General features: G+C 65.4%; 10 protein-coding genes. 5 read left to right on the top strand and 5 right to left on the bottom strand.

Going from position 1 to position 13,429, the window contains the following annotated elements; translation table 11 throughout:
• Positions 1 to 15 precede the first annotated feature (15 nt).
• From FRC96_RS13760 to FRC96_RS13750, 3 genes are all read left to right on the top strand, one after another.
• Positions 16 to 621 carry a hypothetical protein gene (locus tag FRC96_RS13760; RefSeq protein WP_146975137.1) on the top strand — a complete coding sequence of 202 codons (606 nt, stop codon included), beginning with the start codon at positions 16 to 18 and terminating at the stop codon, positions 619 to 621.
• A 137-nt stretch (positions 622 to 758) separates the two neighbouring features.
• Positions 759 to 2,528: a M61 family metallopeptidase gene (locus tag FRC96_RS13755; RefSeq protein WP_146975135.1), complete on the top strand. Its 1,770-nt coding sequence runs from the start codon at positions 759 to 761 to the stop codon at positions 2,526 to 2,528.
• Positions 2,525 to 3,031, top strand: coding sequence for a cytochrome c-type biogenesis protein CcmH (locus tag FRC96_RS13750; RefSeq protein WP_146975133.1), 507 nt, complete (start codon positions 2,525 to 2,527; stop codon positions 3,029 to 3,031). The genes FRC96_RS13755 and FRC96_RS13750 overlap by 4 nt, the downstream gene beginning before the upstream one ends.
• A 186-nt stretch (positions 3,032 to 3,217) precedes the next feature.
• Here FRC96_RS13750 and FRC96_RS13745 read toward each other — a convergent pair whose 3' ends face one another.
• The 4 genes from FRC96_RS13745 to FRC96_RS13730 form a co-directional block, all read right to left on the bottom strand.
• Positions 3,218 to 3,532, bottom strand: coding sequence for a DMT family transporter (locus tag FRC96_RS13745; RefSeq protein ID WP_146975132.1), 315 nt, complete (start codon positions 3,530 to 3,532; stop codon positions 3,218 to 3,220).
• Positions 3,533 to 3,679: 147 nt separating this feature from the next.
• Positions 3,680 to 5,581 (bottom strand): 30S ribosomal protein S1, encoded by a 1,902-nt coding sequence (locus tag FRC96_RS13740; RefSeq protein ID WP_146975130.1) that lies wholly within the window; start codon positions 5,579 to 5,581, stop codon positions 3,680 to 3,682.
• Between the two features lie 105 nt (positions 5,582 to 5,686).
• On the bottom strand, positions 5,687 to 6,217 hold the full coding sequence (locus tag FRC96_RS13735; RefSeq protein ID WP_146975128.1) for a hypothetical protein: 531 nt from the start codon (positions 6,215 to 6,217) through the stop codon (positions 5,687 to 5,689).
• Positions 6,218 to 6,498: 281 nt separating this feature from the next.
• Complete coding sequence (locus FRC96_RS13730) at positions 6,499 to 7,716, bottom strand: PQQ-dependent sugar dehydrogenase (protein ID WP_230470243.1); 1,218 nt, start codon at positions 7,714 to 7,716, stop codon at positions 6,499 to 6,501.
• 142 nt (positions 7,717 to 7,858) lie between these two features.
• Here FRC96_RS13730 and FRC96_RS13725 point away from each other — a divergent pair, with 142 nt between their 5' ends.
• The gene (locus tag FRC96_RS13725) at positions 7,859 to 8,626 is read left to right on the top strand and encodes an NRDE family protein (RefSeq protein WP_146975126.1); all 768 of its coding nucleotides are present in this window, start codon (positions 7,859 to 7,861) and stop codon (positions 8,624 to 8,626) included.
• A 9-nt stretch (positions 8,627 to 8,635) separates the two neighbouring features.
• Here FRC96_RS13725 and FRC96_RS13720 read toward each other — a convergent pair whose 3' ends face one another.
• A complete protein-coding gene (locus tag FRC96_RS13720) occupies positions 8,636 to 11,038 on the bottom strand; it encodes an acyl-CoA dehydrogenase family protein (RefSeq protein WP_146975124.1) in 2,403 nt (800 codons plus the stop codon).
• 254 nt (positions 11,039 to 11,292) lie between these two features.
• Between FRC96_RS13720 and FRC96_RS13715 the strand changes: the two genes are divergently transcribed.
• Positions 11,293 to 13,395: a hybrid sensor histidine kinase/response regulator gene (locus tag FRC96_RS13715; RefSeq protein WP_146975122.1), complete on the top strand. Its 2,103-nt coding sequence runs from the start codon at positions 11,293 to 11,295 to the stop codon at positions 13,393 to 13,395.
• The last annotated feature ends 34 nt before the right edge of the window (positions 13,396 to 13,429 follow it).

Here is a 13,429-nt window from a genome sequence, read left to right as displayed (position 1 = left end):
ACACGAGGTCTTGTGATGCGAAACGATAGCGAACAACGAGTCTCCCGGCGCCTGCGGGCGCTGGGCCGAACCCTGGCCATCATCGCGCTTCTGAGCCTGAGCGCTGGCTTCAGCATCGGGTGTGAGCGTGGGAGCGTGACGGTCCCGGGCGATAACCAGAACCAGCCCGACACCGAAGTCCCCGATGAGGATCCCGATACCGGGGATCCGATCTCGGAAGACGACGAGAAGATGATGGACGATGACGCCGAGCTTATTGAGACCGGCATCCTCAGCGGATCTTGGCGCGTGGCGATGGCCGAGGACGACGCCCCGGTGGCCTACTTCGACATCTTCCACGACCAGGGTGCCACCGAAGCTCAGGGCACCTACTGGATGATGGACGGTCTCTCCGAGATGCTCGACGGTCTTACCGGCGACTTGAACTCGGTGGAGCTGCAGGGTGATGACCTGACGATCACCTTTAATCCCACCACCGATCTCGACGAGCTCTACACCCTGGAGCTCAGCCGCGATAACGACGATCTCTTCACCGGGGCGATGACCGCGGTCAACAACCCCAACGAGTACGAGATCACCTTCGGGCGCCGGATCTTCGAAGACGACGCCGACGCGCAGTAAGCAGGCCGCGGCGTTTGCGCCGCGGTGCACGCTGTGAATAATGAGGGCCCTCTGGCGGTTGATTTTCGCCAGAGGGCCCTTCTTTTTGTTCTGCCCTGTCGTTCTGCCCAACCTTTTCATCGAGCAAGTGAGCTTCCATGAGCGCGCCCATCGCGATTCGAATTCAGGTCCCCCAACCTCAGACCCACCTTATTGAGGTGGAGATGCGCGTGATGGCGCTCTCCGACGACTCCGAGCTGGTCTTACGCATGCCCGTGTGGAGCCCGGGGAGCTATCTGGTGCGCGAGTATGCGCGCCACGTTCAGCGCTTTGCGGCCTTTGATAAAGATGGCGAGCGGCTTCGCTTTGAGAAGATCGACAAGGCCAGCTGGAAGATCGACGTGGCTCATGTCGACCAGGTGCGCGTCACCTACCAGGTCTACGCCCACGATCTGACCGTGCGCACCAACCACGTCGACACCAGCCACGCCTTCTTCAACGGTGTGGCCACCTGCATGTACCCCGACGGTCGACTCGACGACGCCATCGACCTGCACATCTCGCCGCCGGAGGGCTGGGAGATCTTCTGCGGGCTGGCGCCGGCCGAGGGCTCGAAGACCTACTTTGAGGTCGCCGATTTCGACGAGCTCTTCGACACGCCGGTGGAGCTCGGGCCGCACCCTTACTTCGACTTCGAGGTTGAGGGCGTGCCCCACCGCTTTGTGATGTGGGGCGTGAGCAACGCCGATGTCGACGCGCTCAAAAAGCACGTGCCGGAGCTTGTGAAGGTTAATGCGAAGATGTTTGGCGAGATCCCCTACGAGCGCTACGTCTTCATCAACCACCTGGTCGACGGCGGCTTTGGCGGGCTGGAGCATCGCCACAGCAGCGTCAATATGTTTGACGCGCGGGGCTTCGATAAGGTTGCCCTCGATGAGGATGGCAACCTGGGCGACAAGTACGGGAACTTCCTGCGTCTGCTCTGCCACGAGCATTTTCACGCCTACCACGTCAAACGCCTGCGCCCCGAGGCGCTGGGGCCTTTTGACTATCAGAATGAGAACTACACCCACGACCTCTGGGCGGTCGAAGGCGTCACGAGCTATTACGACACCTACAACCTCATGGGCACAGGCCTGCTCTCGCCGGCGGCATATATTGAGCTGCTGGAGAAGCGCGTGCTGGAGCTCTCGCAATACCCGGGGCGGCTTCTGCACTCGCTGGAGATGGCGAGCTTCGACGCCTGGATCAAGTTCTACCGCCCCGATGAGAACACCCGAAACTCCACCGTCTCGTACTATCTCAAGGGCGAGCTTGTGAGCTGGGTGTTGGACCTGTGGATCCGCACGAAGACCGCTGGCGAGCGCACGCTGGCCGACGTGCTGCGCAAGCTCTACCGCGAGCATTATAAAGCCCGTGACGAGGGCTACCCGCGCGGCGCGTTTGAGGCGGCCGTTGGCGAGGTCAGCGGCGCGGACCCCACCGAGTTTTTCGACCGCTACATCCGCGGCACCCACGAGATCGCCTGGGAGGAGTTTCTGGCCCCGGTGGGGCTTCGCCTGAAGCCCGTGCACGATGAGCGGGGCGGGGCGAGCATTAAGGCGGTGACGCGCGCCGAGGATGACCGGCGCGTGGTGCGGGAAGTGCTCGGCGGTGGCCCTGGCGAGCAGGCCGGGCTCTGCGCCGGCGACGTGCTCGTGGCCATCGATCGTTGGGAGGTCGCTGAGCGCGACCCCGATGAGCTCCTCATCGACTATGAGGAGGGCGATGTCGTCGACGTGCATGTGCTGCGCCGCGGGCGGCTGCATACGCTGACGATGACGCTGGCCAAGCCCGGCCCGAAGTCCTACAAGCTGGAGGTGCGCGCGGACGCCTCGCAGAAGGCGCGCGAACTTCGCAAAGGTTGGCTCGGAGTGGAGACGTGGTGAAAACACAACGACATAGAGGCGCGGCCGTGCTGCTCGCGCTGGCTTTGATGGCTCCCGCCTCTCTGGCGCTGGCCCAGGATGTGGCGCGCACCGCCGATGAGGTCTCGCGGATGACCCGTGAGATCTCTCAGGAGATCTACAGCCCCTATTGCCCGGGCAAAACCCTGGCGATGTGCCCCTCGGCCAACGCCGGGGTGGCGCGCATGGACATCCAGAAGATGGCCAGCGAGGGCATGGAGAAAGAGGCCATCAAGGCTGAGCTCCTGGAGCGTTACGGCGAGGGCTTTGAGGTGGTCGAGCCCCCGGCGGAAGACAACGCCAAACTGCTGGGCTCCATTGTCGTCGGGTTGATCCTGGCGGTGGTTGCCGTCGTGGCGCTGGCCCGCCGTCGGATGGCCGGTGACGAGAACCGCACGGATGAAGACCTTTCGTCGAGCCCGGCCGAGCCCCTCGACGATGAAGACGGCTACCTCGATGAGCTGCGCGAGGACTACCTGAGCTGAGCGCGACGATGTTAAGGCAGGGATCAAAAAAACCGACGCGAAGGCGTCGGTTTTTTTGTCTGGCACGCCTGGGGTTTCCTGCTAAGTTGTTGGTTTTGTTGGGGAATGTTTGTTTTTTTGGGGGCGCGGGTCGAAACGGTTGGCGCGTCGTCGCAGCACCGGGTTCGCGGGGGGATGCGTGGGCGATCAGCTCGCGATCTTCAACAAGATCAGCCCCGACACCAACAACACCGCCGCCACAAGTCGCAGCGGGGTCATCGCTTCGCCGAGCAGAATGATGCCGATGAGAAACGTGCCCACGGCGCCGATCCCCGTCCAGATGGGATAGGCTGTGCCCAGCGGGATGGTGCGCATGGCAATGGCGAGCAGCCAGAAACTGCCCGCCATGGTGATCAGCGTGATGAGGGAGGGGACGAGCCGCGTAAATCCCGCGGACTGCTTCATGGCGTACGCCCAGACAATCTCCAGTACGCCGGCAAGGGTCAGGTACAACCAGGCCATAGGACATCCTTGTTCGAAAGGGCCAGGTCGTCCTGGGGGTAGCGCCCCTGGGGTAGGGGGGAGGTCGTCCTCCTGAGCACGTGTGAGGACCACGTCAACCCACATCGCTCGGAACGCGCGTATAAGCCGACGTGTTCCCGAACGTCCTTATTGCTCGGTCTTGGTCTCTTCTTCGGAGCCTTGCCCGTCGGCGGCGTCGTCATCGCCGCGCACCACGTCGTCGCTCGTCTCCACGACCTCATCGGTGGTCGCCACAACCTCATCCGTTGTCTCCACGACCTCGTCGGTGGTCTCCACCACGTCGTCGGTGGTTTTTACCGCGTCCGGCTCCGGCGCCGCCTCGTCGCTGTCGGGAGCGCTGGCCGTGGGCTCGTCGGCCTTGTCGTCGGTGCTGGCAGCGAGCCCGAGGCGATCGCGCAGGATGTCACCCAGGGTCGCGGCCGAGGCGTCTTCGTCGGAGTACTCGCGCAGGTTGGAGGACTCGTCTTCGAGCTCGTCGCGTTTGAGCGAGAGGCCGATGCGCTGGTTGGCGCGCTCAAAGCTCATCACCAGCGCGTTGACCTGCTGGCCGGGGCGCACCACTTCAGAGGCCGAGTTGACGCGGTCGTTGCTCAGCTCCGAGATATGGATCAGGCCCTCGACGCCCGGGATGATCTCGGCGAAGGCGCCGAAGTCGGTCAGGCGCGTGATGACCACGTCGACCTTCTGGCCGGGCTTGATCGTCTCGGCAGCCTGCTCCCAGGGGTCGCTGGTGAGTTGCTTGATGCCCAGACCGATGCGCTGGTTGTCGGCGTCGGCGTCGAGCACTTTGACCTCGACCTCCTGGCCGACCTCAAAGTGCTCGCGCGGGTTTTCGATCTTCTCGGTCCAGGAGAGATCGCTGACGTGCACCAGGCCCTCGACACCTTCTTCGAGCTCCACGAAGAGACCGAAGTCGGTGATGTTCTTGATCGGGCCTTTTTGCACCGAGCCCACCGGGTAGCGCTCCACCACCGCGTTCCAGGGGTTCTCGCTGAGCGCTTTGACGCTCAGGCTCAAGCGGCGGTTCTCGCTGTCGATGCTCAAGAGCTTGACGGCGATCTTCTGTCCCAGCTTGAGCACGTCTTGCGGGTGATTGATGCGCTCGGTCCAGGAGAGCTCGGTGACGTGCACCAGGCCCTCGAGCCCGGGCTCCAGCGCCACAAACGCGCCGAAGTCCGCCAGGCTCACAACCTCGCCCTCCAGGGTCTGACCCTCGGAGTAGCGCTCGTCGATCTTCTCCCAGGGGTCGGCCAGAAGTTGTTTGCGACCGAGGCCCAGGCGTTTTTTGGCCGGATCCCAGGAGAGCACCACGACCTCGACCTCATCGCCCGGGCGCAGGAGCTCGGAGGGGTGATCGATGCGGCCCCAGCTCATGTTGGTAACGTGCAGGAGCCCGTCGATGCCGCCGATGTCGATGAAGGCGCCAAAGTGGGTGATGTTGCGCACCGTGCCGGTGAAGCGCTGGCCTTCGGCCAGATCTTCGATCAGCGATTTGCGCTCGGCCTTGCGCTCGCGCTCGAGGAGGGCTTTGCGGCTCACCACGACGTTGCCGCGCTTTTTGTCGAACTCCACGACCTGAAACTCGGCGCGGCGGCCGATGTAAGGAGTCATGTCGTTGACGCGATGCAGGTCGACGTGGCTGCGCGGCAAAAAGGCGCGCAGCCCGATGTCCACCGAAAGGCCGCCTTTGTTTTCGCCGGTGATGGTGCCTTCGACGACCTCGCCAGATTTGGCCAGATGTTCGAGCCACTCCCAGGTCTGCAGCTTACGCGCCTTGGTGTAAGAGGCGCTCCAGGCGTTGGCCATCGGCTGCTCCACCAGGATGCTGACCTCCTGACCGGCGGCGAAGGGGAGCTCGCCGGGGAGCTCCTCGCGGGCGACGTGGGCTTTGCGCGCTTCGCCCAGGTCGAAGACCAGGGCCTGGTCGGTGGCCTCGATAAAGGTCGCTTTGACCAGCGCGTTGTGCAGCGCGTCTTCGTCGAGGGTGGGGGCCAGGGGAGCGCGCTCAAGGAGGGTGGGCTCGGACATGTTCAAAATCCGGGGTTAGGCAGGTTCGGGGCCGAAGATCGGACCGGGGGGCGTCGCGGGAAGCGTCGGTTGTAGTGAGGGGGGACCGACGCTGTCAATCCGGGCTCAGGAGTCGGCTTTGTCGCGTTTGCGAATGAAGACGCCGCCGCCGGCTTTCTGGCGACCGGCCAGGCGCTCTTTGGAGGGGGTCTCTTGCTCCTGGTGGCAGCGCTTGCAGAAGAAGTCTTCGCCGGGTTTGGGGCGGAAGGGAAGAAGATCCTGGCGGCCGCACTCAGCGCACTTGAACTCCCAGGAGGTCTTGGACTCGCGCTCCTCTTCGCGGCGTTTGGCCTGCTCGGTGCGGGCCCAGGGGGAGTCGGAGCCAAAGAGGGTGCGAGCGCAGGCGGTGCAGAGCACCTCTTCGAGTTTGGCGCCTTTGGGCATGTAGTCGAGAGTGTCGTGCTTGCCGCACTCGCTGCAGGTAATAGGCAGCATCACGCGGGTGCCGTGTTTGCGGCGCGGGATGTGCTTTTTGTCGCCTTTGCGTCTGGCGATGCGCGCCTGCTGGCAGGCTCCACAGATCGCGCGCGTGCCGGGAGGAGGAGCCTGCGCGACGTCTTCGATCGCTTTGCATTCGGCGCAGATAATCTTGGGCATGAGCGGATCCTATGAACTTGTGGGGGGGGAGGGGATGGTGTCGGTCAGCAACGCGCCGGGGGCCGGGCTTCTTCCGCATCAGGTGCGGCCGGAGCGCCGGGGGGGCGTCGCGAAGTGCGTAGGTCAGCTGCCGGCGAATGTCAATGTTCGGGCGCGTTTTCCTGCGCCCGGGCCGCTGGAGACGCACCGTTGCCGCGCTCCGGCAAGGTCGCAGAGGCCAGGCCAGCAACGCCGCGCCGCGCCCCGGGGCGCGGCGCGGCGACACGTTGAGAACCTATGCGTTACTGCGGACCGAGTCGGTAGATATGGTCATCGCCCTCGCGCGGGGTGCCGCGGCCGTCGCGGTTGTTGCTGAGCACCCAGATCGAGCCGTCGCCCGCCTGGACGGCCGCGCGCAGGCGGCCCCATTCGCGCACAAAGAGCGCCTCGGATTCGACGACCTCTGTGCCCTCCTCATTGAGCGCGAGGCGCCAGACGCGTTGGCCGCGCAACGAGGCGATCAGCAGGTTGTCATCCCACTGGGGGATGGCGCCCTGGACCGAGGCGGTAAGACCGCTCCAGGAGGCATCCGGGGGCTGCTGCACGAAGATCGGATCGGTGAAGCCCTCCTGGTTGGCCTGGCCGGTGACTTCGGGCCAGCCGTAGTTGTTGCCGGGGAGGATGCGGTTGACCTCGTCGTTTTCGTTGGGGCCGAACTCGGTGGCGAAGAGGCGGCCCTGGCTGTCCCAGGCCAACCCCTGCACGTTGCGATGCCCCATCGAGTAGACGAAGGAGCCGGCGGTGGGGTTGTCGTCGGGCAGCTCGCCATCGGGGGTCATGCGCAGGATCTTGCCGGCCAGCGAGTCGGGATCCTGAGCCAGCGCCGGGCGAGCGGCGTCGCCGGTGCCGACGTAGAGCATGCCGTCAGGGCCAAAGTCGATGCGACCTCCGTTGTGGATGCGTGACTGGGGGATGCCCTCAAAGACCAGGTCGAGCTCGGCCGGGTTATCCGGGTCGAAGCGCACAATGCGGTTGTCCTCCTCGGTGGTGTAGTAGACGTAGAGGAGGTTGTCCTGCGCGAAGTTCGGGGAGTGGGCGATGCCCAGAAGTCCACCCTCGCCGGCGTTGTCGACCGGAAACTGGCGCAGGCGGCGAGTGCGCCCGTCGACGTATTCGCCGACGCGGCCGGAGTCGCGCTCGGTGAGGAAGACGCGATCGCCGGGGGTCACCGTCAGATCCCAGGGGGCGGCCAGGCCGGTGGCGACAATGGAGGCCTCCCACTCCACCGGATCGCGGGGCGGGTCAGGCTCCGGGTCGGGCTCGTCGGGGGTGTCGGCGTCGGCCTGGTCATCGTCGTCGGCGTTGGCTTCGTCATCTTCGGAGTCGTCGGGGGCGGGCTCCTCCAGATCGAAGTCGTCGGGATCTTGAGGGTTGTCGGCGGGGGCGTTGCGCTGGTTGGAGCAGGCCGCCGCTGGCAAGAGCATCGCGACGAGAAGGAGAGCGAGAAGACGCCTGAACATCATGACCTCGGCAGCAGGGACGGGCGTCCCGGGAAGAGAGGAAGTGCTTGAGCGTTGATCCACGTGGAGAGAGACTAAGCAAGCGGGCGAAGATGTCCAAATCTACGGCGGTCTTCGCAAAACCTGATCAGGAGTGAGCGTGATGTGCACCATTCTCATTGCCACCCGTTGTGCGTCGGAGTGTCCATTCTTTGTGGTGGCCAACCGCGACGAATCCTATGCGCGGCCGGCGTCGGCGCCGGCGTTGCGCAGCATTGAGGGGATGCGGGTGCTCGCGCCTCGCGATGAGCGTTCCGGGGGAACGTGGCTGGGGCTCAATGAGGCCGGGCTCTTCGTGGCGATCACCAACCGCTTTGAGGTGGAGCGACGCCCGCACCATCGATCGCGCGGGGAGCTGGTGTGGACGTCGCTGGGGAGGTCGGGCGTGGACGAGGCGCTGGAGCACGTTCGGGGGCTATCGCCGACGGACTACGGCGGGTTTCATCTGCTGCTGGCCGACCGCACCGGCGCACAGGTGATCTGGAGCGATGGCACGGTGTTTCGCGAAGAGGTGCTCGCGCCCGGGTACCACGCGTTGAGCGAGCGCAGCTTTGGGGCCGGGCCGTCCAAACGGCTGGAGCGGCTGGCGTTGCGCTCGGCGGGGTGGCGCGAGTTCGATGACGCGCTGCGCGCGGAGCTGATTGAGGCGATGGCCTGGCGGGATGCGCAGGAGCCTTTTGAGAGCACGTGCGTGCATATGCCGGAGCTCGGCTACGGCACCCGCTCCTCCACGATTGTGGCGTTGGGAGAGCGGGTGCGCTTTGAGCACGCCGACGGTCCACCCTGTGAGGCACACTACGAGAGCTACGACAACGAGCTCCACGCGCTGGCTCTCGATGAGGTGGATGAGGCGCGCGGAGGTCGGGCGTAGCGTGGCGCTTCAGTCCGTAGCGATGCCGCGGGCGTGGTGCTCCTGCGCGTCGGCCGGGGCTTTGCCATCGGCAAAGGCGATCGGCGCCGAGAGCAGTGCGTCGGGGATCTGAAACGCGTCGACAAAGGCCACCGCGTCGGGTCGAAGCTCGGCGCAGAGGGTGTTGACCCGGTCGCGGATCGCGGCGGCTTTGACCCCCTGGACGTACCCATTCTCCAGAAACCAGGCCATGTCGGCCTCGATGATGCTCAGGGCGAAGAGCTTACGAAGTTGGCTCAGCGCGCGGCGAAGCGAGGCGTCGTCGGTGGCCTTTTCGGCCTTGATGAAGCACTCCAGGACAAAGCGCTCGATGTTGGCGTTGGCCACGGCGATGACGTGATCCTGGCAGTCGTTAAAGGCCTCAAAGCTGTCCATGCCATCGTCGATCCGGCGCTTGATGCGCCGCGCCACACCGGAGACCAGATCGCTCTCGCGGTAGCTCAGCGCGCTGAGCTGGAAGTCGGCGTCGTCGAGGTGTTCGGTGTCGGTGTTGCGGGTGACGACGGGGTTGGTCTCCGAGAGGGTGCGGGTGGCCTGGCGGGCCAGCACCCGGGCCATGGTGAAGAAGTTACCGTCGTTGAGCTCGTGGGCGTACTCGCCAATGCGCGCCTTGGCGACCTGCTGCAACATCACCACGTTGGCGCCCTCGAAGGTGGCGAAGACGTCGACGTCGGTACGGATGGCCGGGATGCGGTTGACCCAGAGGTAGCCCTGACCTCCGCAGGCCTCACGGGCGGCCTGGGTGGCCCCCAGGGCGAAGTTCGAGGCGTAGGCTTTGAGGCCGGCGGCCAGCGCTTCGGTCTGCCGACGATCGGGATCGACGCTGTTGTAGCGGCGGGTGAGCTCGCGCAGCGCAAAGGTCAGCGCGTAGGAGGTGGCGATGCGGGGCAGCAGCGCGCGCTGTTGCATGCGGTAGTCGAGCACCGGGATCTCCGGGGCGCCGGCGGGCCCGAACTGGCGACGCTGATCGCTGTAGCGGGTGGCGATGGTCAGCGCGGATTTGGCCGCGCTCAGGCCGGCGGCGCTCACGCCGAGGCGGCCGGCCACCAACGTGCCCAGCATGGTGAAGAAGCGCTTGTTGGGGCTGGGGATCGGGCTCTCATAATGCCCCTCCTCGCTGACGTTCCCATAGCGGTTGAGGAGGTTCTCGCGCGGCACGCGCACCTGGTCGAACCAGATGCGGCCATTGTCCACGCCGTTGAGCCCCATTTTCAGGCCCTGATCTTCAATGCGCACCCCGGGCATCGGTTGGCCCTGGTCGTCGCGAATGGGCACAAGCAGGGCGTGCACCCCGTGGTTGACGCCCTCGACGATGAGCTGGGCGTAGACGGTGGCCAGCGTCGCATAGGTGCCCGCGCCGCCGATCCACTCTTTGCGAGCGGTCTCGGTGGGGGTGTGAATGACGAAGGATTTGGAGTCCGGGTCGTAGGTGGCGGTCGTCTCCAACTCGCGCACGTTCGAGCCGCGACCCATCTCGGTCATCGCGTAGCAGCCCTGCAGCTCCAGGCTTGCGAGGCGGGGCAGGTAGGTGCGGTGATGGTGTTCGGTGCCCATGAACATGATCGAGCCGCCGAAGAGGCCGAACTGCACACCAAACTTCACCAGCAGGCTCAGGTCGAAATGACCGAGGGACTCGAAGATCGCCAGAAACTCGCTCATATCGCGCGTGCCATCGGCGCGTTTGTCGGGCACGCAGCGCTCGCCAATGCCGGAGTCGGCCAGGGCTTTGAGCCAGGTGACGACCAGCTCGCGGTATTCTTTCAGGGGAAGACCGTCGGTGTACTCAAACTGCTCGCCAGCGAGGAGCTCGCGGACCATCTGTCGGGTGTCTCGGTGCGGCGCGTCGAGGAGCGCGCCGAGCTTCGCGGGCTCAAAGTCGAGGTTGCGCAAAGGGGGCTGGGCGGCGGCCTCGCGCGTCTCGGGGCGAAGTTGCTCTGTGGCCTCTTCGCCCACCACGCCGAGCGCGTCTTCGATCTCACGCAGGGAGGCGCGCAACTCCTCATCGCCGGGGGAGCCCTCTTCGGGGGGCGCGGCCAGGGCCATGCGCATGCCCAGCTCCGCCAGACTCAGGCGCTCATCGGTGGCCAGCGCGCCGCCGTCGCGGTGCAGGGCGCGCAGGAGGTAGCGCAGCGCCACCGGGCCGGGCGGGTTCTCGGGGTCGAGCCAGCTGGCGAGCACCTGTTGATCGCTGGCGCTCAAGCCCAGCATCTTCGTCATGCGCTCGCGCAGCTCGAGGATCTCTCGCTCGTGAAGCTCGCCGTCGGCCCATGCCACATAGATCATCGGGAGCAAGGGAAGAAGCTGACGAGCGTCGAGAAGTTCTTGCAGCGCTTCAAGATCGGGGTGAGGGGCGCCGGGTGTGGATGCAGACATCGAACCTCCATCAGGGTCAGTAAGCCAGGGCTCGCAGCGATCGCTCTGGAACGTTGGGGGATGGCGACACGGGGGTCGCGTCTCCGGGTGCAGGCGGTGCGGAAGGCCCTGTTACAACGCGCGTTCCAACGGCGAGCGTAAACACAGCAGGTGGTGAGGCGAGTGATTTTCAGGCAGCGCGCTTTCTATTTTCGAACGGTGGATCTATACCATGAAGCCTTAAGCGGGAGGAGACGTATGGCGAGGTGGAGCCGATGAGCGAGTCAACCAGCGAGCTGGAGGGCCTGCGTAAACTCTATGAGTTTACAAGGCATGTGTTGTCGGGTCAGGCCGAGGGCGGGGCGCTTCGGCGCCTGGTCGAGGCGACACGTGAGCTGACCAATGCCGATCACGTCTTTCTGTTCACCAGCCGCGGCCAGGGGCTGGAGATCCGCGCTCAGGCTACCAGCGAGTATGGCGACGACCTGAGCGAGAGCTACGACGAGGAGGGGTTCTCCACGAGCATCGTCAACCGGGTCTTTGAGAGCGGTCAGCCGTTGCTGATCAACGATCTTCCTAACCACCCGGTGCTGGGGCGGGCGCCGTCGATTCTTGAGTTGAGCCTGCGCAGCGCCATCTGCGCGCCTTACAGCATTGAGGGGCGCATCGCCGGGGTGATCTACGCGTCGGTGCATCGCATCACCGACGCGTTTACCGCCTGGCATCTGGAGCTCTTGAAGGTCGCTGCAAGCCAGGCCGGGCTCTTGTTGAGCAGCGCAATGGTCAGCGAGGCGTTGCGCGAGAGCGAGGCGCGCCACCGCTCGGTGGTGGAGATGTCGCGCTCGGCGATTGTGGTGGTGGGGGGCGATGAGGTGCTCTTTGCCAACCAGGCCGCCCACCGGCTCTGGGGGATGAGTCCGCACGACTTTGAGGCGCGGCGGCTGGCGGAGCTCTTCGACGGGTGGCGCTCCGGGGCGTATCTGGAGTCGGTGGAGCATCGCGAGAGCGTGGAGAGCGCCGAGGCCTGGGCGGTTCGCGCCGATGGCAGCACGCTGAGCGTGGAGGCCAGCGCCCAGCCCATTGTTTTTGACGGGCGCGACGCCATGCAGCTGATGATCAGCGGGGTGGCCGAGAAGAAGGCGATCCTCGCCGAGCGGCTGCGCATGGATCGCCTGGTCGTTATGGGCACGATGGCCGCGACCGTGGGCCATGAGATCAACAACCCGCTCTCCTATGTGCACGCCAACCTCGACTTTGCGCTCGAAGAGCTCGACCTGTGGATGAGCGCGCGCGGCTATGAGGACAATGAGAGCCACGGGCTCGAAGAGGTCTTCGCCGGGCTGCGCTCTGCGCTGGAGGGGGCCGAGCGCATTCGCGGGGTCGTCGAGAGCATCCAGAGTTTCTCGGCGCTGGAGCGGGGGATGCCCTCGGCGACCTGGATCGATCAGCCGCTCTTCTCGTCGGTGCGCATGGCGCGCGGTGAGATGGGGCCGCGCATCGAGATCGATCTTCAGCTCGGGTCGACCTCGCCGGTGACCATGAGTCAGGCGCAGCTCGGGCAGATCTTTATGAACCTGCTCATCAACGCCGCCCACGCGCTCAGCGATGCGGCCGTGGGTGAGCCCCGGGTGGTGGTGCGTTCGTACCAGAAGGGCGACTGGGTCTGGGTGGAGTTTGAGGATAACGGCCCGGGCATTGATGAGGCGGTTTTGCCCCACGTCTTTGAGCCCTTTGTGACGACCAAAGAGGCCTCCAGAGGCACCGGGCTCGGGCTTGCGATCTGCCATCAGATCGTGGCGGATTGTGGCGGCGAGATTCGCGCCGAGCGTGGTGAGCAGGGAGGCTGCTTGATGCGTCTTCGTTTGCCGGCGGCCAGTGAGCCGACCACGCAGATCTTTGAGGTCTTTGAGAGTGAGGCCGAGAGTGAGCGGCGGGGAAAGGTGCTGGTGGTTGACCCGGACCCCACGATCGGGGCGAGCTTAAAGCGGGTGCTTCGCGCCCAGCACGATGTCGATGTGGTCACCGATGTGGAGGAAGCGTCCCGAGCGCTGGGGCAGGCGCTTCCGGAGTACGACGTGGTGATCTGCGACGTGCGTCTGCGCGGTGGGGCGGGCCTGGAGACGGTGCAGTGGGTGCGGCGGCACGCGCCACGCTACTGGCAGCGGCTGGTGGCAATGACGGCCAGCGCCTGCTCGCGTTCGCAGCGTCTGATGCTCGATGAGCTTCCTAACCCCTGGTTGCGCAAGCCCTTCGAACTTGCGAATTTGCGCGGTATTGTCGCCGCGCTGGTCCGGGCCAATGAAGAGCATCGGGCGCGCGAGCAGGCGCAACGACTCTCCGGCGCGCGTATTCGTATGCAGCGCGATGGTGAAAGTTAAGGTCGGGGGCGCACGTCCCGCCCTCGGGCGGGTG

The sequence above is a fragment of the Lujinxingia vulgaris genome (assembly GCF_007997005.1).
Taxonomy (GTDB): Bacteria; Myxococcota_A; Bradymonadia; order Bradymonadales; family Bradymonadaceae; genus Lujinxingia.
This window is presented reverse-complemented; position numbering and strand designations above follow the sequence as displayed.